Genomic DNA, 23,870 nt, shown 5'->3' with positions numbered 1-23,870 from the left:
GGAATTTGAAAATTCTAGATTGGTACATACTTAAGCGATATTTAGGAACCTTCACGATGATGTTGTTGCTATTTATTCCTATTGGTATCACCGTGAATCTTGCTGAAAAGATCGATAAGATCCTGGAGAATGAGGTTCCGTTTATTGAAGTAGCTTATTATTACCTTGATTTTACGATCTATTTTGCCAATCTCTTATTTCCGATCTTCTTATTTTTATCGGTCATCTGGTTTACTTCCAAATTGGCAATGAATACAGAAATCGTGGCCTTTTTAAGTAGTGGGGTTTCTTTTTATCGATTTTTAAGACCTTATCTAATTGGTGCAACGATTGTTTGTATTGGAGCTTTAATTTTAGCCATGTATCTGGCGCCTCAGGCCAGTAAAGGTTTTAATGAATTTAAATATCAATATCTCAAGCGAGGAGAGCAAACCCAGGAAACCAGTGATGTTTACAGGCAGATCAATGATAATGAGTATATCTATGCGAGTCATTTTCAGCCAAAAACAAAATCAGCCCGTAATTTTACTTTAGAGCATTTCGAAGGAAATGAACTTAAATTTAAAATAAGCGCGTCCAATTTAAGATATAGTGAGGAGGATAGTCTGTATAAACTTACCAGGGTTGATAAGAGAATTATTGGTAAAGAAGAAGACAGTATTATGTTCATGCGAACACTGGATACTATTTTACCATTTGAATTTGACGAATTAACACCTGAATCATATATAGCTGAAACACTCAATTATACTGAACTCAATGAGTTTATTGAAAAGGAACGGCGCAGGGGGTCAGGGAATATTAATAGATATTTAGTGGTTGCCTATAAGCGTTGGAGTATCCCGATTTCAGCATTTATTTTAACTATTATCGCTGTTGCAGTGGCATCCTTCAAAAGGAGAGGGGGAATGGGAGTAAATCTTGCCGTTGGAATTACCCTGGCCTTTATATTTATATTCTTCGATAAGGTTTTTGGTACTATGGCCGAGCAATCTACATTCTCACCTTTAATCGCTGTGTGGTTCCCTAATATAGTATTTGGGATACTGGCAGTAGTGCTCTTATTCCGCGCCAAACGCTAAGTCTCAAAATCGTTGAAAATTTAAACTTTATCGGTGAAATCTATCCTTTCAAAGTTGTTATATTTGTAAGCTATAAAAAATAATTACCATAAACAGTATGGAATATTTAGATTTTGAACAACCTATCAAAGAGCTTGAAGACCAGTATTCTAAGGCATGCAATATTGGCGAAGAAAGTGAGGTTGACGTAACCGCTACCTGTAAGCAAATTGAGAAGAAATTAATCGAAAAGAAGAAGGAGATCTATAAAAATTTGACTCCCTGGCAACGTGTTCAACTTTCAAGGCACCCTAACAGGCCCTATACTTTAGATTATATTAATGCTATTTGTGGAGACACCTTCCTGGAACTTCACGGGGACAGGAATGTAAAAGATGATAAGGCAATGATTGGAGGTCTTGGTAAGATCGACGATCAGAGTTTTATGTTTGTGGGGCAGCAAAAAGGTTATAATACTAAAACAAGACAATATAGAAACTTTGGGATGGCGAATCCTGAAGGCTATAGAAAAGCGCTTAGATTAATGAAGTCTGCTGAAAAGTTTGGTGTGCCTGTGGTTTGTTTTGTAGATACGCCCGGAGCTTATCCTGGCCTTGAGGCAGAAGAACGCGGACAGGGTGAAGCAATTGCCCGCAATATTCTTGAAATGACACGTTTAAAAGTGCCGATTTTTGTAGTAATTATTGGTGAAGGTGCAAGTGGAGGAGCACTGGGAATTGGAGTAGGAGATAAAGTGATGATGCTGGAAAATACCTGGTATTCTGTGATCTCTCCTGAAAGTTGTTCTTCTATTTTATGGAGAAGCTGGGAATATAAGGAAAGAGCCGCAGAAGCATTGAAGCTAACTGCAACCGATATGAAAAAGCAGAAGCTTATAGATGAGATTGTAAAAGAACCGCTTGGAGGAGCACATGCTAATAAAGAAGCGATCTTTAATACGGTAAAATCTTCGATTTCCAAGGCTTATTCTGAATTTAAAAACTTATCACCAGCAGAACTGGTAGAAAAGAGAATGGATAAGTATTTAGACATGGGTGTGTTTAAAGGATAAGTTCTTTATTTATACGACATCGTTATAAAATCCGGGGAATCATTTCCGGATTTTTTTGGCTTATTAACAAAAAAATATACTTATTAACAGGTAAATTGTTCATTACCTGTTAAGTAAGAAAGGGCAAATGCGTCAAGCTTGTCTTAACAAATTTTTTACTTTAGAGACATGGAAAAAACCACCTCCCCCCAAAATATTACCTATAAAAAATCCAATGTAGTAAGTCTTGAAAAAGGAAAAGTTCCACCGCAAGCTGTTGATTTAGAGGAAGTTGTGCTAGGCGCAATGATGATTGATAAAAAAGGTGTAGATGAAATTATTGATATTCTTATTCCTGAAGCTTTTTACAAAAACAGTCATAAGCTCATTTATGATGCGATAAAAAAGTTGTTCGATGCATCAGAGGCGATTGACTTATTAACCGTTTCCAACCAACTTAAGAAAGAAAAGGTTTTTGATAAAGTTGGAGGAGACTATTATTTAATTCAGCTTACACAAAAGGTTTCGAGCTCGGCACATATTGAGTTTCATGCCCGTATCATACTTCAAAAATATATTCAGAGAAGTTTGATTAAGATTTCAAATGAAATAATTGAGGAAGCTTTTGATGAAGGAACCGATGTTTTTGATCTATTGGATTCGGCAGAATCAAAACTTTATGAGGTAACTCAGGGGAATATTAAACGTTCTACAGAAACAGCTCAAAGTTTAGTGATCCAGGCGAAAAAGAAGATTCAGGAAATTTCCAATAAAGAAGGACTTAGTGGTGTTCCATCTGGATTTGATAAACTTGATGAGCTTACTTCAGGTTGGCAACCTTCAGATTTAATTATTGTTGCTGCACGTCCTGGTATGGGTAAAACAGCTCTTACGTTGTCTATGGCTCGTAATATTGCGGTAGATCAGGGCATTCCGGTGGCTTTCTTCTCACTGGAGATGTCTTCAGTGCAGTTAATTACTCGTTTGATCTCTTCTGAAACCGGTCTTTCTTCGGAAAAGCTTAGAACTGGTAAACTGGAGCAGCATGAATGGGAGCAGTTGAATGTGAAAGTAAAAGATCTTGAAAAAGCGCCTTTGTTTATTGATGATACTCCTTCGCTCTCTATTTTCGATTTAAGAGCAAAAGCTCGTAGGCTTGCTTCACAACACGGTATTAAAATGATTGTTGTTGATTATTTGCAGTTGATGACGGCTGGAGGAAGTCAAAAAGGAGGAGGAAACAGGGAACAGGAAATTTCAACAATTTCGCGAAACCTGAAAGCCCTGGCAAAGGAACTTGGAATTCCAGTGATTGCACTTTCTCAGTTGTCCCGTGCCGTCGAAACCCGTGGAGGGAGTAAGCGACCATTGCTTTCTGACCTTAGGGAATCTGGAGCGATTGAGCAGGATGCAGATATCGTTTCGTTTATTTACCGTCCCGAATATTATAAAATTGAAGAATGGGATGATGAAGAAAGAACACCTACTCAGGGACAGGGAGAATTTATTGTGGCAAAACACCGTAATGGTGGTTTGGAAAATATCAGGCTTAAATTTATTGGAGAACTCGGTAAATTTGATAATTTAGAAGACTTTAATTTTCCATCTGAAATACCTTCCAGTATGAATAGTGGTGGAGATAGCGACTTCGGAAATTTCAATTTACCAAATCCAAGCGCCGATGAGGCTTTTGGAAGCTCAATGAATAGCGATGATGACGATAATGATGTTCCTTTCTAAACTGAATAGGCTAATTTTAGCCAGGGAAGAACTATTGTCTAAAAATTTTAAAAGCAGTAAAGTGTGTAAAAACATTTTACTGCTTTCTTTTTTTCTGCTTATCAGTTCTCCAATTTTCGCATCGAAAATTCTCATTCCAATGGATGCAGAATCTCAGGGCAATCACTTAAAAGCTTATGGAATCGTTTACTATTCCTTAGAAAACCAACTCTCTGTAAACTGGTTATTGAATTATCGTGGAGGTTCATTTCTTATTACAGATTCAGAAAAACTTAGAAGAGAGTGCCAGATACGCGGAGTTGATTTTGAAGTTCTAAGTGATAATAATTCCGCTTCTATTCTGGAGGAGATCAGTAGTCCGTCAAAGAATATGGAATCTGTAGTTTTGGAAAAGGCTCCTAAGATAGCAGTTTACAGTCCAACAGGCAATAAACCATGGGATGACGCAGTCACTATGGCGCTTACCTATGCAGAGATTCCATATCAAACCATATATGATACCGAAGTGCTTAATGATGCTTTGGTACTGTATGACTGGCTTCATTTGCATCACGAGGATTTTACAGGGCAGTATGGTAAATTTTATCGGGCTTTTAGAACCACTCCATGGTACATTGAAGAAAAGCGGGAAGCAGAACGATTAGCCACACAACTTGGATATAATAAAGTTTCAGAAGAGAAACTTGCAGTGGCTGTGAAAATCAGGGATTATGTAATTGGTGGTGGTTTTATGTTCGCCATGTGCAGTGCTACAGATAGTTTTGATATAGCTCTTGCTGCGGAAGGGGTCGATATTGCTGAAGCGATGTTCGACGGAGATCCAAGTGAACCGGGATATCAGGCTAAAATAGATTTTGATAATACCTTTGCCTTTACCAATTTTGAACTGGAAAGAAGTCCAATGGTGTACGAGTTTTCCAGTATAGACATGACTGAAAAAAGGCAGATACAGAAAGAGAATGATTATTTCACGTTGATGGATTATTCAGCTAAATGGGATGTGGTGCCCACGATGTTAACTCAGAATCATACGAGATTAGTGAAAGGTTTTATGGGACAAACCACAAGTTATGACCCTCAAACTGTGAAGCCTGGAATTTTGATAATGGGCAAAAGCAGGCTAAATGGAGAAGCCAGATATATCCATGGTATTAAAGGAAAGGGATTTTTTACATTTTATGGCGGACATGATCCTGAGGATTATCAACACAGAGTAGGGGATCCAAAAACAGAGTTAGAGTTGCATCCCAATTCACCAGGCTACAGGCTCATCCTTAATAATATACTTTTTCCCGCTGCGAAAAAGAAAGAACAAAAGACCTAGTTCTAATTCTAATTATGAAATCTCTTCAGAAAGAAATAAGACTAAAAGCCAGGAAACGTGGTTTTCATATAATCACCAATGAATTGTTATCTCAGTTTCCTGAAATTAAAAAAATAAAGATCGGTGTTTTGTATGTTTTTATAAAACATACTTCAGCGGGTCTGGCTATCAATGAAAATGCAGATCCTACGGTAAGGGAAGATTTTAAAAGTCATTTTGATAAAATGGTTCCGGAGAATCAACCTTACTATGAACATACCACAGAAGGACCAGACGATATGCCTGCACATATCAAAGCTTCTTTAACCGGAACTTCAGTGCAAGTCCCTATTACCAATGGAATGCTTAGTCTTGGCACCTGGCAGGGTATTTATCTTTGTGAACATAGAAATGATGGAGGTTCAAGGAAACTGGTGCTTACAGCTTTTGGAGAGTGATAAAACAAAAAATCCCGCCATATGGCAGGATTTTTCTATAAGAGAGTATAATTGTTATTTTACTTTTTCTACAATTGCTTTAAAAGCGTCTGGGTTGTTCATCGCCAAATCGGCAAGAACCTTACGGTTCAATCCAATTTCACTGGTTTTGAGTTTCCCCATAAATTGAGAATAAGATAATCCTTCTTGTCTGGCTGCAGCGTTAATACGCATTATCCATAAAGAACGGAAGTTACGTTTTTTAGCTTTACGGTCTCTGTATGCATAAAGCATCGCTTTATCCACCGCATTTTTAGCAACAGTCCAGACGTTTTTACGACGTCCGAAATAACCTTTTGCTTGCTTTAAAACTTTTTTTCTACGTGCCCTTTTGGCAACTGAGTTTACTGATCTTGGCATATTTTACATTTTTTTGTAGCAGGCGGTCGATAACCGACACTTTTAACTTGAACTTCCAGTTGTCTCAATGAGCGCAGTAGAAGTGTTGCCCAACTCCATGGTTAAATAATTAATTAAAACCTCAAGAGCTTCAAATTACTTTAAACGTAATTGAAGTTTGACATTGTCCTTATCTGCATCATGTACTAAAGTACTGTGAGTTAAGGCTAGCTTACGTTTTTTAGACTTCTTTGTTAAGATATGACTCTTAAACGCGTGCTTTCTTTTAATCTTACCTGTACCTGTTAGCTTAAAACGCTTTTTGGCACTGGATTTAGTTTTCATCTTAGGCATTGCTGTCCTTTTTTATAATTAACTCTCTTATTCTCTTTATTTCGATTTCTTAGTCGGGGATAAAAACATAGTCATACGCTTTCCTTCCAACTTAGGCATTTGCTCCACTTTACCATGCTCTTCTAGATCCTGAGCAAGTCTTAGCAGAAGAATTTCTCCTTTATCTTTAAATACGATAGAACGACCTTTAAAGAACACAAAGGCTTTTAGCTTCGCACCATCTTTAAGGAACTTTTCGGCATTACGCTTTTTAAATTCGTAATCATGATCATCTGTATTGGGACCAAATCGAATTTCTTTTACCACCACTTTACTGGCTTTAGCTTTCATGGCCTTTTCCCGTTTCTTTTGTTCATAAAGAAACTTCTTATAGTCCATTGCCTTTACAACTGGAGGTTTTGCATTCGGAGAAATTTCAACAAGATCCAAACCTAATTCCTGTGCAATAGACAGGGCTTTCTTGGTTGGATACACATCCATTTCTACATTATCACCAACCAGACGTACTTCTTCAGATCTAATTTTTTCGTTGATCCTGTGTTCTGCTTCTTTTTGTCGGCCGAATCTGTTCGGTTTTCTTCTACGTATTGCTATGGCTTAAAATTTAAATTAAACTTCCGTTTTAAAAGGCTTTAAGGTACTATTGATTTCTGTATTAATCAAATTTGCGAAATCTTCTATTTTCATGGTGCCTAAATCACCTTCGCTGTGTTTACGAACAGAAATCGTACCATCTTTGGCTTCCTGCTCTCCAACGATAAGCATATAAGGATATTTGTTAACTTCTGCCTCCCTTATCTTCTTACCTATTGTTTCGTTCCTGTTGTCAACAAGGCCGCGAATTTCGTTATTTTCAAGCAAAGTTAAAACTTTTTGTGAGTATTTTTCATATTTCTCACTGAGTGAGAGAATAATAGCCTGTTCAGGCATGAGCCATAGCGGAAAGTTTCCACCGGTATGCTCTAATAAAATAGCTATAAATCTCTCCATACTGCCAAAAGGAGCACGGTGGATCATTACAGGACGATGTGACTCATTGTCACTTCCTTTATATGTCAGGTCAAAACGCTCCGGTAAATTATAATCTACCTGAATAGTTCCTAATTGCCAGCTTCTCCCTAAAGCATCTTTTACCATGAAGTCCAGTTTAGGACCGTAGAACGCTGCTTCTCCTGTTTCAACAACATAATTTAGTCCTTTCTCGTCTGCTGCATTGATGATGGCAGTTTCCGCTTTTTCCCAAACATCGTCCGAACCGATATATTTTTCCTTGTTATCGGGGTCCCTTAATGAAACCTGGGCGGTGAAATCTTCAAATCCTAAAGAAGAGAATACATATAAGGTAAGGTCAATTACTTTTTTGAATTCTTCATCCAGTTGTTCCGGCATACAGAATATGTGTGCATCATCCTGTGTAAACCCACGAACTCTGGTTAAACCATGAAGTTCACCACTTTGCTCATACCTGTATACAGTACCAAATTCTGCAAATCTTTTAGGAAGGTCTCTATAACTCCATGAAGATGCATTGTACATTTCACAGTGGTGCGGACAATTCATAGGTTTAAGCATGAACTCTTCTCCTTCATTAGGTGTGCTGATGGGTTGAAAGCTATCCTCACCATATTTTGCGTAGTGTCCTGAAGTTACATATAATTCTTTACTACCAATATGTGGACTTACTACCATTTCATATCCGGCCTTTTTCTGCGCTTTTTTAAGGAAGTTTTCAAGTCGTTCTCTTAAAGCAGCACCTTTAGGAAGCCATAAAGGAAGTCCCTGTCCTACTTTTTGAGAAAAAGTAAATAGCTCTAATTCCTTTCCTAATTTTCTATGGTCGCGTTTCTTTGCTTCTTCTAAGAGCTCCAGATATTCCTTTAAATCCTTTTGCTTCGGAAACGAAATACCGTAAACTCTTGTAAGTTGCGGGTTGTTCTCGTTTCCTCTCCAGTAAGCACCGGCAACGCTCATAAGCTTTACCGCCTTGATAATTCCGGTATTCGGAATATGCCCGCCGCGACACAGGTCTGTAAAAGTATCGTGATCACAGAAAGTAATCTCACCATCAGTAAGATTCTCAATCAGTTCTACTTTGAATTGATTGTTTTCTTTCTTGTAAAAATCAAGTGCTTCCTGTTTAGAAACCTCTCTTAATTGAAAATCATGCTTTCCTCTTGCGATTTCAAGCATTCTGTTTTCGATCTTTTTAAAATCGTTGTCAGAAATTTTTTGCTCTCCAAAATCTACATCATAATAAAAGCCTCTTTCAATCGCTGGTCCTATAGTAAGTTTCGCTCCAGGGTATAGATCCTGAATAGCCTGCGCCATTACGTGAGAAGTAGAATGCCAGAAAGCTTTCTTGCCTTCATCATTGGTCCAGGTGAATAGAATAAGATTACCATCTGTATTTAAAGGTGTGGATGTTTCCACCGTTTCATCATTAAATTTAGCTGAAATTACATTTCTGGCTAAACCCTCACTTATACTTTTGGCTACCTCCATTGGGGTAGTGCCGTTTTCAAACTCTTTTATACTTCCGTCTGGCAGAGTAATCTTGATCATTATATTCAATTTTTGCGAAGTCACAAAGATAAGGTGTTGGATTTGGTTGCGCAATACATATATGTAGATAGGTGACTATTATATTAAGGAGATCGAAATTATCTAATAGAACTCCATCTTATTAGTCATTTTCAGAATTTATTTTTAGCTGAAAGTAGGTGTTTAGCAGCCGGTTATAAATAAATCTTAATTTTTCTTAAAAAAAGCCATGATTTTATTTGGCGGTAGGGAAGAAGTTGGTGTATATTTGCAGCCGCTTAAGGATGGAGCGATAGGTTCACTGACAGTAATGAGAATGGGGTATACGGCAAGAAACGGCCTTGCGGATTAAATAAAAAAAGATGATTTTTTATTTGGTTGGAGAGTAAAAGTCGTTTTATATTTGCATCCGCTTTGGAGGTGAAGTGATGTTCATTTAAAGAAAAGGGAGTTATTAAAGTGCTGCTGAAAGCTTTAAAAAGAAACTAAAATTTTTATCAAAAAAGTTTTGGTTGGTAAATAAAAAGCGTTGTATATTTGCACCCGCTTTGAGAGAGAGCAAACGTTCATAATTACAGAATGATATTAAGAGAAACCGCCGGACGGGGCGTAATTTAAAGGGGTTCAAATCCTCGGGTTTTAACTAAGACAATGATCAATACACAATAAGCAATGATCATCTGGCAATTTTAGGATTGTTAATTGATACCTGCTAATTGATAATTGACAAGTTCATTGATATATTGAATTGACAAGGATTGTAGAGTAGCGATACTTTATGATCAAGTGTATAAGAATTAAGACTAGAAAAAGTCATACTGAGCAATTTCTTTAGTAGTTGTTGAATATATATAAGATTTAACGATGAAGAGTTTGATCCTGGCTCAGGATGAACGCTAGCGGCAGGCCTAACACATGCAAGTCGAGGGGTAACATAGGAAAGCTTGCTTTTCTGATGACGACCGGCGCACGGGTGCGTAACGCGTATACAATCTGCCTTTAAGCGGGGAATAGCCCATGGAAACGTGGATTAATACCTCATAGTATGTAGACCTCACCTGAGGATTACATTAAACATTTATGGCTTAAAGATGAGTATGCGTCCTATTAGTTAGTTGGTAAGGTAACGGCTTACCAAGACGGCGATAGGTAGGGGTCCTGAGAGGGAGATCCCCCACACTGGTACTGAGACACGGACCAGACTCCTACGGGAGGCAGCAGTGAGGAATATTGGACAATGGAGGCAACTCTGATCCAGCCATGCCGCGTGCAGGAAGACGGCCCTATGGGTTGTAAACTGCTTTTATACGGGAAGAACCACATCTACGTGTAGATGCTTGACGGTACCGTATGAATAAGGACCGGCTAACTCCGTGCCAGCAGCCGCGGTAATACGGAGGGTCCAAGCGTTATCCGGAATCATTGGGTTTAAAGGGTCCGTAGGCGGAGTAATAAGTCAGTGGTGAAAGTCTGCAGCTTAACTGTAGAATTGCCATTGATACTGTTATTCTTGAATTATTATGAAGTGGTTGGAATGAGTAGTGTAGCGGTGAAATGCATAGATATTACTCAGAACACCTATTGCGAAGGCAGATCACTAATAATATATTGACGCTGAGGGACGAAAGCGTAGGTAGCGAACAGGATTAGATACCCTGGTAGTCTACGCCGTAAACGATGGTTACTAGCTGTCCGGCCTAATTGAGGGCTGGGTGGTTAAGCGAAAGTGATAAGTAACCCACCTGGGGAGTACGTTCGCAAGAATGAAACTCAAAGGAATTGACGGGGGCCCGCACAAGCGGTGGAGCATGTGGTTTAATTCGATGATACGCGAGGAACCTTACCAGGGCTTAAATGCAGTCTGACAGGTCTGGAAACAGACTTTTCTTCGGACAGATTGCAAGGTGCTGCATGGTTGTCGTCAGCTCGTGCCGTGAGGTGTCAGGTTAAGTCCTATAACGAGCGCAACCCCTGTGGTTAGTTGCCAGCGAGTCATGTCGGGAACTCTAGCCAGACTGCCGGTGCAAACCGCGAGGAAGGTGGGGATGACGTCAAATCATCACGGCCCTTACGTCCTGGGCCACACACGTGCTACAATGGTAGGGACAGAGGGCAGCTACCCCGCGAGGGGATGCGAATCTTCAAACCCTATCACAGTTCGGATCGCAGTCTGCAACTCGACTGCGTGAAGCTGGAATCGCTAGTAATCGCATATCAGCCATGATGCGGTGAATACGTTCCCGGGCCTTGTACACACCGCCCGTCAAGCCATGGAAGCTGGGGGTACCTGAAGTCCGTCACCGTAAGGAGCGGCCTAGGGTAAAACTGGTAACTGGGGCTAAGTCGTAACAAGGTAGCCGTACCGGAAGGTGCGGCTGGAACACCTCCTTTCTAGAGCTTTGTCACCTAGTGACAAGCGACAATTAGTAAGGGAAGTTCAGCTAAGGCCAATTTGGTCTTGATTCTTATCGTCAATTCGATTAAAAATAGATATGAGATCTAAGATGTGAGATATTAGAAGATACACTTCTAATGTTTAGAGTCTAAAGACTAGTGTCTATTTATGGACAGTCTCATAGCTCAGCTGGTTAGAGCGCTACACTGATAATGTAGAGGTCGGCAGTTCGAGTCTGCCTGAGACTACTTTTTAATTAAAGTAAGCCATCAGGTTTATAAAGACGTTCATTTGAAATAACTAAAGGAAATTTTAGAGGTTGAGTAGCCGTTATAAGTACTGTTAACTAATAACTGTTAACTGATCACTGAAATAATGGGGGATTAGCTCAGCTGGCTAGAGCGCCTGCCTTGCACGCAGGAGGTCATCGGTTCGACTCCGATATTCTCCACGATTCCTAGAGATAAAACGGGAATAGTTTTTACAAACAACCAGGAAACATAAGTTTTTTAGTTTGTAGGATCATCGAAGTTTTATTGTTAGACAGGAAAAAAGTTCATTGACATATTGAGAAACAAAGAATACGAGAACACTATTAGATAGAAATATTTAATATAAGTAATACATTATAATACTTCTGTTCTGAGCAATCAGAATGGATTAGAGCATTAAGCAAAGCGCATACAAGCTAGATAAGGGCGTATGGGGAATGCCTAGGCTCTCAGAGGCGAAGAAGGACGTGATAAGCTGCGAAAAGTCGTGGGGATTGGCACATACAAATTGATCCGCGAATATCCGAATGGGGCAACCCACTATACTGAAGGTATAGTATCCGCAAGGAGGCAAACCCGGAGAACTGAAACATCTAAGTACCCGGAGGAAGAGAAAACAATAGTGATTGCGCTAGTAGCGGCGAGCGAACGCGCAGTAGCCCAAACCAATGAGTTTACGGACTTATTGGGGTTGTAGGACCACAATATTGTTTGTACAAGGAATTAGAACAAGTTGGAAAGCTTGGCCATAGACGGTGACAGCCCGGTATAGGAAACTTCGTATAAAACATAGTGGTATCCTGAGTAGTGCGGGGCACGTGAAACCCTGTATGAATCCGGCGGGACCATCCGCCAAGGCTAAATACTCCTGAGAGACCGATAGTGAACCAGTACCGTGAGGGAAAGGTGAAAAGAACCCTGAACAAGGGAGTGAAATAGATCCTGAAACCATACGCTTACAAGCGGTCGGAGCCCCTTCGTGGGGTGACGGCGTGCCTTTTGCATAATGAGCCTACGAGTTACCGTTGCCAGCAAGGTTAAGCAGTTCAGCTGTGGAGCCGTAGCGAAAGCGAGTCTGAATAGGGCGCTTTAGTTGGTAGTGGTAGACGCGAAACCGTGTGATCTACCCTTGGGCAGGTTGAAGCTGTGGTAACACATAGTGGAGGACCGAACCCGTTGACGTTGAAAAGTCTTGGGATGACCTGAGGGTAGGGGTGAAAGGCCAATCAAACTCGGAAATAGCTCGTACTCCCCGAAATGCATTTAGGTGCAGCGATATAGATAGTTTTATAGAGGTAGAGCTACTGATTGGATGCGGGGGCTTCACCGCCTACCAATTCCTGACAAACTCCGAATGCTATAAAATGATTCATATCAGTGAGGGCATGGGTGCTAAGGTCCATGTCCGAGAGGGAAAGAACCCAGACCATCAGCTAAGGTCCCAAAATATATGTTAAGTTGAAGAAACGCGGTTGAACTGCCCAGACAGCTAGGATGTTGGCTTGGAAGCAGCCATTCATTTAAAGAGTGCGTAACAGCTCACTAGTCGAGCGGTTCGGCATGGATAATAATCGGGCATAAACATATTACCGAAGCTATGGACTATAGTTTACTATAGTGGTAGGGGAGCATTGTAACAGAGATGAAGGTGAGTCGCGAGGCTTGCTGGATTGGTTACAAAAGAAAATGTAGGCATAAGTAACGATAATGCGGGCGAGAAACCCGCACACCGAAAGACTAAGGTTTCCTCAGCTATGCTAATCAGCTGAGGGTTAGTCGGGACCTAAGGCGAACCCGAAAGGGGTAGTCGATGGACAAGCAGTTAATATTCTGCTACTTGCCCCACGTTAAAGCGGACGGAGGCGTAAATTTGGTGCGTACTGACGGAATAGTACGTTGAAGGGAGTGGTAACACCCCGATAGTACACAAAAGCTACGGCCGGCGTGATAATCCAGAGGAGCGACTTCCAAGAAAAGCGAGTGGAGGCAACCCGTACCCTAAACCGACACAGGTAGTTGGGATGAGAATTCTAAGGTGCTCGAGAGATTCATGGCTAAGGAACTAGGCAAAATTGGCCCGTAACTTCGGGAGAAGGGTCGCCCCCCTTATGGGGGGGCCGCAGTGAAAAGATCCAGGCGACTGTTTATCAAAAACACAGGGCTCTGCTAAATCGAAAGATGACGTATAGGGCCTGACACCTGCCCGGTGCTGGAAGGTTAAGGGGAGATGTTAGCTTCGGCGACGCATTGAACTGAAGCCCCAGTAAACGGCGGCCGTAACTATAACGGTCCTAAGGTAGCGAAATTCCTTGTCGGGTAAGTTCCGACCTGCACGAATGGTGCAACGATCTGGATACTGTCTCAGCCATGAGCTCGGTGAAATTGTAGTATCGGTGAAGATGCCGATTACCCGCTGTGGGACGAAAAGACCCCGTGCACCTTTACTATAGCTTAGTATTGACTTTGAACAAGTGATGTGTAGGATAGGTAGGAGACTTTGAAGCTGCATCGCCAGGTGTGGTGGAGTCGTTGTTGAAATACTACCCTTTACTTGTTTAGAGCCTAACTTCCAATGGAAGGACAGTGCTTGGTGGGTAGTTTGACTGGGGTGGTCGCCTCCAAAAGAGTAACGGAGGCTTCTAAAGGTTCCCTCAGCACGCTTGGTAACCGTGCGTAGAGTGCAATGGCAAAAGGGAGCTTGACTGAGAGACATACAGGTCGATCAGGTACGAAAGTAGAGCATAGTGATCCGGTGACACCGCATGGAAGGGTCATCGCTCAAAGGATAAAAGGTACGCCGGGGATAACAGGCTGATCTCCCCCAAGAGCTCACATCGACGGGGGGGTTTGGCACCTCGATGTCGGCTCGTCACATCCTGGGGCTGGAGAAGGTCCCAAGGGTTGGGCTGTTCGCCCATTAAAGTGGCACGCGAGCTGGGTTCAGAACGTCGTGAGACAGTTCGGTCTCTATCTACAGTGGGCGTTAGAAATTTGAGTGGACCTGATCCTAGTACGAGAGGACCGGATTGGACGAACCTCTGGTGTATCTGTTGTTCCGCCAGGAGCACTGCAGAGTAGCTACGTTCGGAAGGGATAAGCGCTGAAAGCATATAAGCGCGAAACCCACCACAAGATGAGATTTCTTTAAAGGACCGTGGGAGACTACCACGTTGATAGGCTACAGGTGTAAAGGCAGTAATGTCATAGCCGAGTAGTACTAATCATCCGTAAAGCTTGATGCGCGATGGCTCTGAGGCCGCAAAACCTCAGAGCCGCCAAATGCTTATTTTATAATGCATGACCAGTTCTTCGTTTAATTTTTTGTTTCTTAAGTATGTCAACGATATTAGTTCTAAGTAATTAGAACAGTTTTAAGCTCGAAGCTTATAACTTACCTTTTAAGGTGGCTATAGCAACGGGGCTCACCTCTTCCCATCCCGAACAGAGTAGTTAAGCCCGTTAGCGCAGATGGTACTGCTGTATTGTGGGAGAGTATGTCGCCGCCTTCTTCTTGAAAACCCTTTATCATATCGATAAAGGGTTTTTTTATGCGGTAAATTCTATGAAACCGGTAATTATAGTAAATTAAAACGCGCAACCTTTAGCCTTCTATGGTATCTATAGAGTAGAATTTATTCAAATGGTATTACTATGAAGTTCAAATTTCTATTATTTATTATAATTTTCAATCTCTTTTCCTGTTCTAAAAATAATATGGTAAGTCCCAGAATTCAGCAAGACTTATCAATAAAAGAATTTCCGCAGAAATGGGAATTATTTAAAATGTCTATTGGTATGCAGGCCGATTCAGAACTGACTGGAGAAGATATGAGGTATCAGGAAAATTATATTTTTGAATCTGATAGTACATTTTCAAAAACTCGGATTCAAGATAGTACTGAAACTATAGTGAGAGGAACTTACTCTATTAAGAACCAAAATGACGAACAGTTAATTTTATTGACCTTCTATGAGGAAAATAGTCTAATTGGTAATTGCAGTACTGAACCAGTAGAATATCTTAATTTACACTTAGATACTCAAACACTATTTAGTAACTGGTGGGCTTGTGATGGACCTGGACTTTATTATAAGCAGGTTTCTTTAGAGTAATTAAAATGTCGCTCAATATTATTTTGTAAGTCCTAATCGAAAAGAGCTTTCATAATAGTCATAATACCTTTAAACATCAAGAATATGGCACCAAAAGTGGCCAGAATGCCAAGGATAAGTATCGGAATATATAACGGATGTTCCTGATTATTAAAGGCGCTATAAAGTACAGATGGGCCTATCATAACTAATGGAAGCGCACCGGCTAAATATTTTATACCTGTAGATAATATTTTTTTGTTGGTATGCTTCATTTTATTCTACGATGTATATGGTGGAATCTACCTGAGATAATCTAAAATATCCAAAAGGATATTTTTCAGAGTTGATATTATTTATAATATTTCCTTTAACAGTTGCCGGCATAGTTTCAAAAGGTCCTCCCTGATTAGTTCCTACCTGGGAACGCAATATAAAGAGATATTCATAATAATCTTTAGATATGCCGTGTAGCTGAATCTCAATCTCATCATTTCTTTCAATATCTTCGGTGGAGTAATAACCAAAGATCTGATTACCATTGGTAAATTCATCTTCATAGAATTCTAGGCTCACATCGTCATTTATAAATTCAAAAAGATAATAATCTTCTGTTTCTACCGGGTCTGTATAAAAAGCTTTTATTTCTATGTCTTCTCCTAAAAAACCACCATTCTCCAACTGTTCAATATAGTCTATTCCTGTCACCGGTATTAATGTTTCTGTTGCTGAATAACGTTCGTCTTCTATAATTACTTCCAGAAAATACTGCATATTTACCGCCGGTTGAAATTGAGTGGTGGTATAAATCCCATCTCGTTGATGATCAAAAATGAATTCAGATCCATCTTCATCAATTACTTTTACCTCTGCATTTTCAACAGCTGTTGTTTCTTCTTCATAAAATGGCGATGTTCTGGAAATTCTAATCTCCTGATTTCTTCCATCGGTTCCGTTGAACCATTCAATAGACGCATCTATAACAATACGTGGCTCACTTTCTTCTAAGGGAATATTTACGACCTCTTCACACGAGATTAGTGCCAGGAAGCTGATAAATGCAAAGTAAATCCGATAATTTTTCATCTAAAATTTAAAATTATAAGTTACTGATGGAATTATACCGAAAAGAGATAATCTCACAGCTTCATTTTGATTGGTGTCAGCATTTTCCCTAAAACTAATTGAATAGGCATTTTGTCTATTATAAACATTATAGATTCCAAAGTTCCAGGAAGATGTGAACCTTTTTTCTTCCGTTGTTTCAGGGGTGAAAGTTGCTGAAATATCTAAACGATGATATTCAGATAATCTATCGCCATTTCTCTCTCCATAAACCGGGACGGTAATTCCCTGATATTGATATTGGGCTGTAGGGAACGTAGTTGCAAGTCCGGTTTGAAAAATAAAATTCGCATTCAAAAGCCATTTTTCATTGAGCTTGTAACTACTGGTAATACTTAGATCATGTGTTTTGTCATAATTCGAATAATACCATTGCCCATTATTTATTCCTGGTTCAAGCGACGTACGTCCTGGTGTGCGCTGTTCAGACCTTGAAAGAGTATAGGCCAGCCAGCCGGTGAATTTCCCAGTATTTTTTCGAAGTAAAAGTTCAAGTCCGTATGCTCTGGATTCACCGTTTAAAGCAATCCTTTCAATAGCATTATTAGCTATTAAATTAGCACCATCTATATAATCTATCCTGTTTTCTATCTGCTTATAAAAGCTTTCTATTTCAAGAGAAAAAATCCTGTCTTTAAAATTTCGAAAGTATCCAATAGCATATTGATCTAACATCTGCGGTTTAATATACTGGCCGCTTGGCGCCCATACATCTAAAGGAGTAGGAGAGCTAGTGTTGGATAAAAGATGCAGATATTGAGCCATTCTATTATAACTAGCTTTTAAAGACTGGTCTTTGCCCAAAACATATGAAATGGCTAAACGAGGTTCAAAATTGTTATACGCTTTTATGACCTTACTTCTTGAAATTTCCTTGGTTTCGATAATTTCAGCTTCCCTATAGATATCTCTTTCAGGATCATAGGTTACAGGGTCATCATTTTCATAAGAATTGACTCCATCCTGTCCTAAACGGAAAAAGTTACTTAATCTAAGTCCATATTCGGCGGAAAATTTATTGCTGAATGTATGTTCTGCAGAAATATAGACAGCATTTTCCAGCGCATATTTGTTGGTTAATTTGAAATAGTTTATTCCAGAGTCTTCATTAATAGGTTCGATTTCTCCAGGATTAAATTCATAATAGGTATTATGAATTCCATACTTCAACTGAAAATTATCATTGAGGTAATGGTTGAAATCATATTTAAGATTCAGGTTCTTTATTCCACTATCCCAATTAAATCCTACAAAATTCAGGTTTAAACCATAATAATAGTCGCTGTAAATGACAGAGAGATTGGTGAAAATATTATCAGAAAAAATATGATTCCAACGAAGGTTTAAAACCGTATTTCCATAAGTATTTTCAAAATTCTGACTAATGTTGAAAACATCTCTTCCAAAGTATCCAGAAAATAATAGTTTATTATTCTCATCGAGTTTATAGCTTAATTTGGTATTTAGGTCATAGAAATAGGCTGAATTATCATTATCTGTTAATTTCAGAAATAAATGGGCATAAGAGCTTCTTGCACCCACCAAAAATGAACCTTTGTCTTTCACAATTGGACCTTCAGCCAGCAATCTGCTTGATATGGCACCAATCCCACCCTGCATTTTAAATTCCTTGCTATTTCCATCTCTTTGATAAATGTCCAAGACCGAAGACACTCTTCCGCCATATTCTGCAGGAATACCACCTTTATACAGCTTCAGATCTTTGATAGCATCAGGATTGAAAACAGAGAATAATCCGAATAGATGAGAAGAATTAAAAATAGTAGCTTCATCTAGAAGAATTAAATTTTGATCTACCGCACCACCGCGAACATTAAACCCGGAAGAACCTTCACCCGCATTAGAAACACCCGGTAATAATAAAAGTGATCTCACCACATCTACTTCTCCAAAAACTACAGGCAAGTTCTGAATGGTTTTAATAGATAGTTTATTTACGCTCATTTCAGGTTTTTTAATGTTTAAACCTTCAATGTCGCTGGTAAGAATTACTTCCTCAAGACTTTCCTGTGCCGCCTGAAGCTGAAAATTCACCTTTTTGTCTTCGTTAAGAAGTATTGTCTTTTGGACACCCTGGAAACCTAAATAAGAAATCTGGATTTTATATTCTCCTTCAGGAAGCTTTATAGAGTAGAAACCATAATCATTAGTAACCACACCAGTATTAGCCTCCGGAAAAATTACATTTACTCCTATCAAAGTTTCATTACTGGAAGCATCGGTAATATTACCGTTAAGAGTATATAGCTCCTGAGCAGTAACCTGTGAAGGGATTAGGTAAAGGAAAAGTAAGAGGACTAAATAGCGAATTTTCAATTTTTTATCAAAAATAGAATTAAGAAGGGTAATAAAAAAGTCTAAGGGGTACTTAGACTGAGACTTTTCTTCTCATTCTTCGAAAAGCGAAACAAAAGTAAAAAGCTAATGAATAGGCAAGTAAGAAGAATTACTGCCAGTGGTACAGATGATGGGGTATGAAACAGGCTTATGATAAATGAGGTTAAGGCACCAAGAATCATCTTTAAGCTACCAATTAATGCCGAAGCACGACCTGCCTTTTTCTCAAAAGGTTCCAGTGATAAAGCCGTTGTATTGGGATTCTGAAAGCCTAATAAGAATAATATTAAAAATAGAAGAACTACCGTAATAACAAATCCAAATTCAAAAATCGCATTCATCAAAAACAGGCTGGAAAGAATTACAAGAATAACACTATTGAAAAGTGTGATCTGTAATGTAGAATATTTTCTTAGAAACAGTCGGTTTATTTGGCTTCCCAGTATAAGTCCGCCGGCATTTATTCCGAATAATATTCCAAATTCCTTCTGACTCAGATCATAGTTGCCCATAAAAAGTTTTGGAGCGTCTGAAATATAAGCGAACATGGCACCAATCGCAAAGCTCCCGGAAAGGGCAAAATTTGAAAATTTAGGATGGGTGAGTATTCCAAAATACTTAATAGCAACTTGCTTCGGTTTAAGATCTACTTTTCTATCAGGAATAATACTTTCGGGTAAAAATCTGGAAACACTAATGATCATTAATGCAGAGAAGACTGCCAGAAATAAAAAAATCATTTTCCATCCAAAAGAATCAATAATAAAGCTTCCTACGGTTGGGGCAATGATGGGAGCTCCGCCCATGATTAGCATCAATACTGAAATGGCTCCTGCCACTTCATGCACCGGAAAAATATCGCGAACAATGGCCTTTGCGGCCACCATTCCCGCTGCTGCACCTACGGCTAAAAAGAACCTTGAAATTATAAGCCACTCCAAATCAGGGGAATACATGCAACTTAGTGCTGATAGAAGATATAATAGAAGACCAATTAGTAATGGCTTTTTTCGGCCAAATTTATCCATTATCGGTCCGTAAGCTAATTGTCCTATAGAAATCCCTATAAAATAACTGGTTAAAGTAATTCCAATCTGGCTTATGCTGGTATTGAAATCCTTGGCAATATTCTCAAACCCCGGAAGATATGCGTCTATTGAAAACGGTCCTAATGCGATCATGGTTCCAAGAACCAGAAGAATAATATATTCCTGCTTTTTATTTCTTTCTGAAGTATTTGGAAGCATTTTGCAAATTTCAGTAAACGGCCGATGTTGTTCTAATTTCCAGAGCTGTTTAACGTAAGATTAAACTATTTCGATTTAGTTTAATAGTGGCTTTGCAGCGATATGAAATATTAAAGTCCGACCTTTGCGTGATAAACTTCAGTAGTACATGTCATTTAAAAAATTAAATCCTCTACTTAAAGAGGCTATTCAAGAATTAGGATATGAAACACCAACCACTTTTCAGAATAAGATTTTACCTAAGATAAAAAGTGGAGCAGATCTCTATTGTTTTGCTCCGGCTGGAAGTGGTAAGACTACAGCCATGATCATTGGTGTTATTCAGAAATTAAATTCAGAAGCTTTTGAGGATTCACCCAGAGCACTTATTTATGTAAAAGATAAGGAGTCAGCCCTGGAATTAGAACAGAAGTTCAAAGAGTTTACCGGGGAAATGGACTTGCGTATTTACTGCGCCTATGAAGAGCAGAATATAGATGATCAAAAAGATGATATTTATTATGGAGTAGATATCGTTATTGCTACTCCTAAAAGGTTAAGTAAGTTGTTTTCCATGACAGGTATCCATTTAGGACAACTACAGTTTTTTATACTTGAAGATGCTGAATTTCTTTCTAAGCCGGGCCTTATAGATGATGTGGTAAGAATTCCTATGAGCATCAATAAATGCCAGTATCTTATATTTGCTGAAAAGATGGAGCCTAAAATGAAACGACTCCAGGATATGTTTATGGAAAGGGCGCAGGTGGTAAAAACAGCTAAATAAAAAAGCCCCGTTTAAACAGGGCTTTTCATTATATAATTTAAATTGAATCAGGCATTTGTAGCCAATATCTCATTTAATTTTGTGCTAGGACGCATTGCTTTTTTTGTAAGCTCTTCATTTGGTTCATAGTATCCTCCTATATCTACTGGAGATCCCTGGGCATCTAAAAGATCCTGAAGAATTTTCTCCTGATTATCTTCCATCATTCTGGCAATTTTCCCGAAATAGATATTTAGATCTTTACTACTGGTTTGAGTTGAAAGCGCTTCAGCCCAATATAGTGCAAGATAAAAATGACTTCCCCTGTTGTCCAGCTCGTTCACTTTTCTGGAAGGTGATCTACCTTCATTCAGGAATCTTTCGGTCGCCTCGTCAAGAGCTTCTGAAAGTGTTAAGGCTTTTGCATTATCATACTTGTTTCCTAAATGTTCCAGAGAAACAGCAAGTGCAAGGAATTCACCAAGAGAATCCCATCGCAAATGTCCTTCTTTCACAAATTGCTGAACGTGTTTTGGAGCAGAACCACCTGCACCAGTTTCAAACAATCCACCACCATTCATTAATGGTACAATAGAAAGCATTTTTGCACTGGTTCCCAGTTCTAAAATAGGGAAGAGGTCAGTTAGATAATCTCTCAGTACATTTCCGGTTACTGAAATGGTATCTTTTCCGTCCTTCACTCTTTCTAAAGTATATTTTGTAGCTTCTGTAGGAGCCATGATCTTGATCTCTAAACCACTGGTATCATGGTTTGGTAAGTACTTATCTACCTTTTTGATTAATTCAGCGTCGTGAGCTCTATTTTTATCAAGCCAGAAAACAGCAGGCATTTTAGTAGCTCGTGCTCTTGAAATAGCCAATTTGATCCAGTCCTGAACAGGCGCGTCTTTTACCTGGCACATTCTCCAGATATCCCCTTTTTCCACATTGTGCTCAAGAAGAGTATCTCCTTTTGAATTGATCACTTTTACGGTTCCGTTTCCTGAAATTTCAAAGGTTTTATCGTGAGATCCATATTCTTCTGCTTTTTGAGCCATCAATCCAACATTGGGAACGGTTCCCATGGTAGTAGGATCAAATGCTCCATGTTCCTTGCAAAAATCTATGGTTGCCTGATAAAGTCCTGCGTAAGAACTGTCTGGTATCACAGCTTTGGTATCCTGGGTTTTACCTTCAGCATTCCACATTTGACCTGAAGTTCTAATCATTGCTGGCATAGAAGCATCTATGATCACATCACTAGGTACATGAAGATTCGTAATGCCTTCGTCTGAGTTAACCATGGCGATATCCGGGCCATCCTTAAGATCTTTCGAGATCGCATTTTTAATCTCTTTCTTTTTATCTTCTGGGAGGTTTTCAATGGCATTCAGCACATCTCCAAGTCCGCTATTTTGATCAGCTCCAGCTTTTTCCAGCTCTTCGCCATATTTCTCAAAAACATCTTCAAAGAAAACTTCAACCGCATGTCCAAAAATGATAGGGTCTGAAACCTTCATCATTGTGGCTTTCATATGCAGAGAAAAAAGAACATCTTTCTCTTTTGCGTCTTTCACTTCCTTACGAAGAAAATCAAGAAGTGCTTTTTTGCTCATTACACTGGCGTCAACCACTTCTCCATTCAATACTTTTAAATTGTCTTTAAGAACTTTCTTGTCTCCGTTTTCTGAAGTAAATTCGATCTTCAAAGTATCATCACTACTAAGAGTTAAAGATTTTTCGTTAGATCTAAAATCCCCTTCGCTCATCGTAGCCACGTGTGTTTTGGAATCTGAACTCCATTCACCCATTCTATGTGGGTTTTTCTTCGCGAAGTTTTTAACCGCTTTTGGGGCTCTTCTATCTGAATTTCCTTCTCTAAGAACCGGATTCACAGCACTGCCCTTTACTTTGTCGTAACGAGACTGAATTTCTTTTTCCTTATCATTTGATGGCTCATCCGGGTAATCTGGAATAGCGAAACCTTTAGATTGTAATTCTGATATTGCATTCTTAAGCTGAGGAACAGAAGCGCTAATGTTTGGAAGTTTTATAATATTAGCTTCTGGTTTTTTTGCCAGTTCTCCAAGTTCAGCGAGATCATCTTTAACTTTTTGATCATCATTTAGATAATCTGGAAACTGGGATAGGATTCTACCGGCTAATGAAATATCACGGGTTTCAAGACTTACGCCTGCAGCTTTGGTAAAAGCTTCAATAATTGGCAGGAAAGAATAAGTTGCCAGCATTGGAGCTTCATCTGTTTTGGTATAAATTATTTTTTCTTTTTGTGACATTTTTTATGTTTTTGGTTGCAATATATTCAAAGAAAACCCCGGATGCTACCAGGGTGTTATCTCACGCGCAATATACAGTATTTGCGACTTTTATCCTAAGTTTCAAGGGCTGTTCGCTTGTTAAGAAATCATAAAAAGTTAATAAAAAAGCCATTTCATCTTATTTGCTAAAATGAAATGGCTTCAGGAAACAGCAATTTATCATTAAGATGATATAAAGCATTTTAAGCTTCTTTGTGGTTGCTGCTTCAAATGATTCAAAATTAAAGGATTTAAAGATGAACCATAATAGCTTTTACCTTTCAAACGAATTTTGATAAAACAAAATATAAAACTGTTATATAGAAGATAAAAACCTTTAAATGTAAAGAACTTGCTTTACCGGAAAATCGTCAGAACTAAAAATTCTTTTGTCATTCTAGTTGTTGCGAAATTTCCATATAAATATAATAA

The 23,870-nt window shown here is 39.1% G+C and carries 16 protein-coding genes, 2 tRNA genes and 3 rRNA genes; 12 read left to right on the top strand and 9 right to left on the bottom strand.

Translation table 11 applies throughout. From position 1 onward, the window contains the following. The first annotated feature begins 5 nt into the window (after positions 1-5). From BLT95_RS06095 to BLT95_RS06075, 5 genes are all read left to right on the top strand, one after another. On the top strand, positions 6-1,082 hold the full coding sequence (locus BLT95_RS06095) for an LptF/LptG family permease (protein ID WP_089665230.1): 1,077 nt from the start codon (positions 6-8) through the stop codon (positions 1,080-1,082). Between the two features lie 97 nt (positions 1,083-1,179). Further along, positions 1,180-2,133: an acetyl-CoA carboxylase carboxyltransferase subunit alpha gene (locus BLT95_RS06090; RefSeq protein ID WP_089665229.1), complete on the top strand. Its 954-nt coding sequence runs from the start codon at positions 1,180-1,182 to the stop codon at positions 2,131-2,133. A 168-nt stretch (positions 2,134-2,301) separates the two neighbouring features. Then, positions 2,302-3,852: a replicative DNA helicase gene (dnaB, locus tag BLT95_RS06085; RefSeq protein ID WP_089665228.1), complete on the top strand. Its 1,551-nt coding sequence runs from the start codon at positions 2,302-2,304 to the stop codon at positions 3,850-3,852. A 139-nt stretch (positions 3,853-3,991) separates the two neighbouring features. Continuing rightward, entirely contained in the window at positions 3,992-5,176 is a 1,185-nt protein-coding gene (locus BLT95_RS06080; RefSeq protein ID WP_231896419.1) for an asparagine synthetase B, read from the top strand. A 14-nt stretch (positions 5,177-5,190) separates the two neighbouring features. Further along, positions 5,191-5,613, top strand: a complete 423-nt coding sequence (locus tag BLT95_RS06075) for a secondary thiamine-phosphate synthase enzyme YjbQ (protein WP_089665227.1) — start codon at positions 5,191-5,193, stop codon at positions 5,611-5,613. Positions 5,614-5,667: 54 nt separating this feature from the next. On the opposite strand, the gene rplT is transcribed toward BLT95_RS06075, so the two are convergent. The 4 genes from rplT to thrS all read right to left on the bottom strand — a co-directional run bounded on the left by rplT (position 5,668) and on the right by thrS (position 8,907). After that, positions 5,668-6,012, bottom strand: a complete 345-nt coding sequence (rplT, locus tag BLT95_RS06070) for a 50S ribosomal protein L20 (RefSeq protein WP_089665226.1) — start codon at positions 6,010-6,012, stop codon at positions 5,668-5,670. A 135-nt stretch (positions 6,013-6,147) separates the two neighbouring features. Then, positions 6,148-6,345 (bottom strand): 50S ribosomal protein L35, encoded by a 198-nt coding sequence (rpmI, locus tag BLT95_RS06065; protein WP_011708523.1) that lies wholly within the window; start codon positions 6,343-6,345, stop codon positions 6,148-6,150. 36 nt (positions 6,346-6,381) lie between these two features. After that, a complete protein-coding gene (gene infC / locus BLT95_RS06060; protein WP_083830790.1) occupies positions 6,382-6,933 on the bottom strand; it encodes a translation initiation factor IF-3 in 552 nt (183 codons plus the stop codon). 21 nt (positions 6,934-6,954) lie between these two features. Then, entirely contained in the window at positions 6,955-8,907 is a 1,953-nt protein-coding gene (gene thrS, locus BLT95_RS06055; protein WP_089665224.1) for a threonine--tRNA ligase, read from the bottom strand. 840 nt (positions 8,908-9,747) lie between these two features. On the opposite strand from thrS, the gene BLT95_RS06050 reads away from it, so the two are divergent. From BLT95_RS06050 to BLT95_RS06025, 6 genes are all read left to right on the top strand, one after another. Next, positions 9,748-11,277: ribosomal RNA gene (locus BLT95_RS06050) — 16S ribosomal RNA — on the top strand. 178 nt (positions 11,278-11,455) lie between these two features. Continuing rightward, positions 11,456-11,529, top strand: a tRNA-Ile gene (locus tag BLT95_RS06045). Between the two features lie 129 nt (positions 11,530-11,658). Then, a tRNA-Ala gene (locus tag BLT95_RS06040) sits at positions 11,659-11,732 on the top strand. Between the two features lie 229 nt (positions 11,733-11,961). Continuing rightward, positions 11,962-14,795: ribosomal RNA gene (locus BLT95_RS06035) — 23S ribosomal RNA — on the top strand. 157 nt (positions 14,796-14,952) lie between these two features. Further along, positions 14,953-15,062, top strand: a 5S ribosomal RNA gene (gene rrf / locus BLT95_RS06030). The 16S, 23S and 5S rRNA genes sit together here with 2 tRNA genes alongside, the layout of an rRNA operon. A 142-nt stretch (positions 15,063-15,204) precedes the next feature. Next, positions 15,205-15,666 (top strand): hypothetical protein, encoded by a 462-nt coding sequence (locus BLT95_RS06025; protein WP_089665223.1) that lies wholly within the window; start codon positions 15,205-15,207, stop codon positions 15,664-15,666. 32 nt (positions 15,667-15,698) lie between these two features. Here the strand turns inward: BLT95_RS06025 and BLT95_RS06020 are convergent, their stop codons facing one another. From BLT95_RS06020 to BLT95_RS06005, 4 genes are read right to left on the bottom strand one after another with little or no spacing between them, the layout of a single operon-like run. Further along, positions 15,699-15,920, bottom strand: coding sequence for a DUF6095 family protein (locus tag BLT95_RS06020; RefSeq protein WP_089665222.1), 222 nt, complete (start codon positions 15,918-15,920; stop codon positions 15,699-15,701). 1 nt (position 15,921) lies between these two features. Next, on the bottom strand, positions 15,922-16,731 hold the full coding sequence (locus BLT95_RS06015) for a DUF4249 domain-containing protein (protein WP_089665221.1): 810 nt from the start codon (positions 16,729-16,731) through the stop codon (positions 15,922-15,924). Next, positions 16,732-19,107 (bottom strand): TonB-dependent receptor, encoded by a 2,376-nt coding sequence (locus BLT95_RS06010; RefSeq protein ID WP_231896418.1) that lies wholly within the window; start codon positions 19,105-19,107, stop codon positions 16,732-16,734. 41 nt (positions 19,108-19,148) lie between these two features. Further along, entirely contained in the window at positions 19,149-20,375 is a 1,227-nt protein-coding gene (locus tag BLT95_RS06005) for a multidrug effflux MFS transporter (protein ID WP_089665219.1), read from the bottom strand. Positions 20,376-20,523: 148 nt separating this feature from the next. On the opposite strand from BLT95_RS06005, the gene BLT95_RS06000 reads away from it, so the two are divergent. Further along, entirely contained in the window at positions 20,524-21,141 is a 618-nt protein-coding gene (locus BLT95_RS06000) for a DEAD/DEAH box helicase (RefSeq protein ID WP_089665218.1), read from the top strand. Positions 21,142-21,188: 47 nt separating this feature from the next. Here BLT95_RS06000 and BLT95_RS05995 read toward each other — a convergent pair whose 3' ends face one another. Further along, positions 21,189-23,417: an NADP-dependent isocitrate dehydrogenase gene (locus tag BLT95_RS05995; protein ID WP_089665217.1), complete on the bottom strand. Its 2,229-nt coding sequence runs from the start codon at positions 23,415-23,417 to the stop codon at positions 21,189-21,191. Between the last annotated feature and the right edge of the window lie 453 nt (positions 23,418-23,870).

Source organism: Gramella sp. MAR_2010_147 (assembly GCF_900105135.1).
Lineage (GTDB): Bacteria > Bacteroidota > Bacteroidia > Flavobacteriales > Flavobacteriaceae > Christiangramia.
The sequence above is the reverse complement of the archived record's forward strand: the minus strand, read 5'-3'. Positions and strand labels throughout refer to the sequence as shown.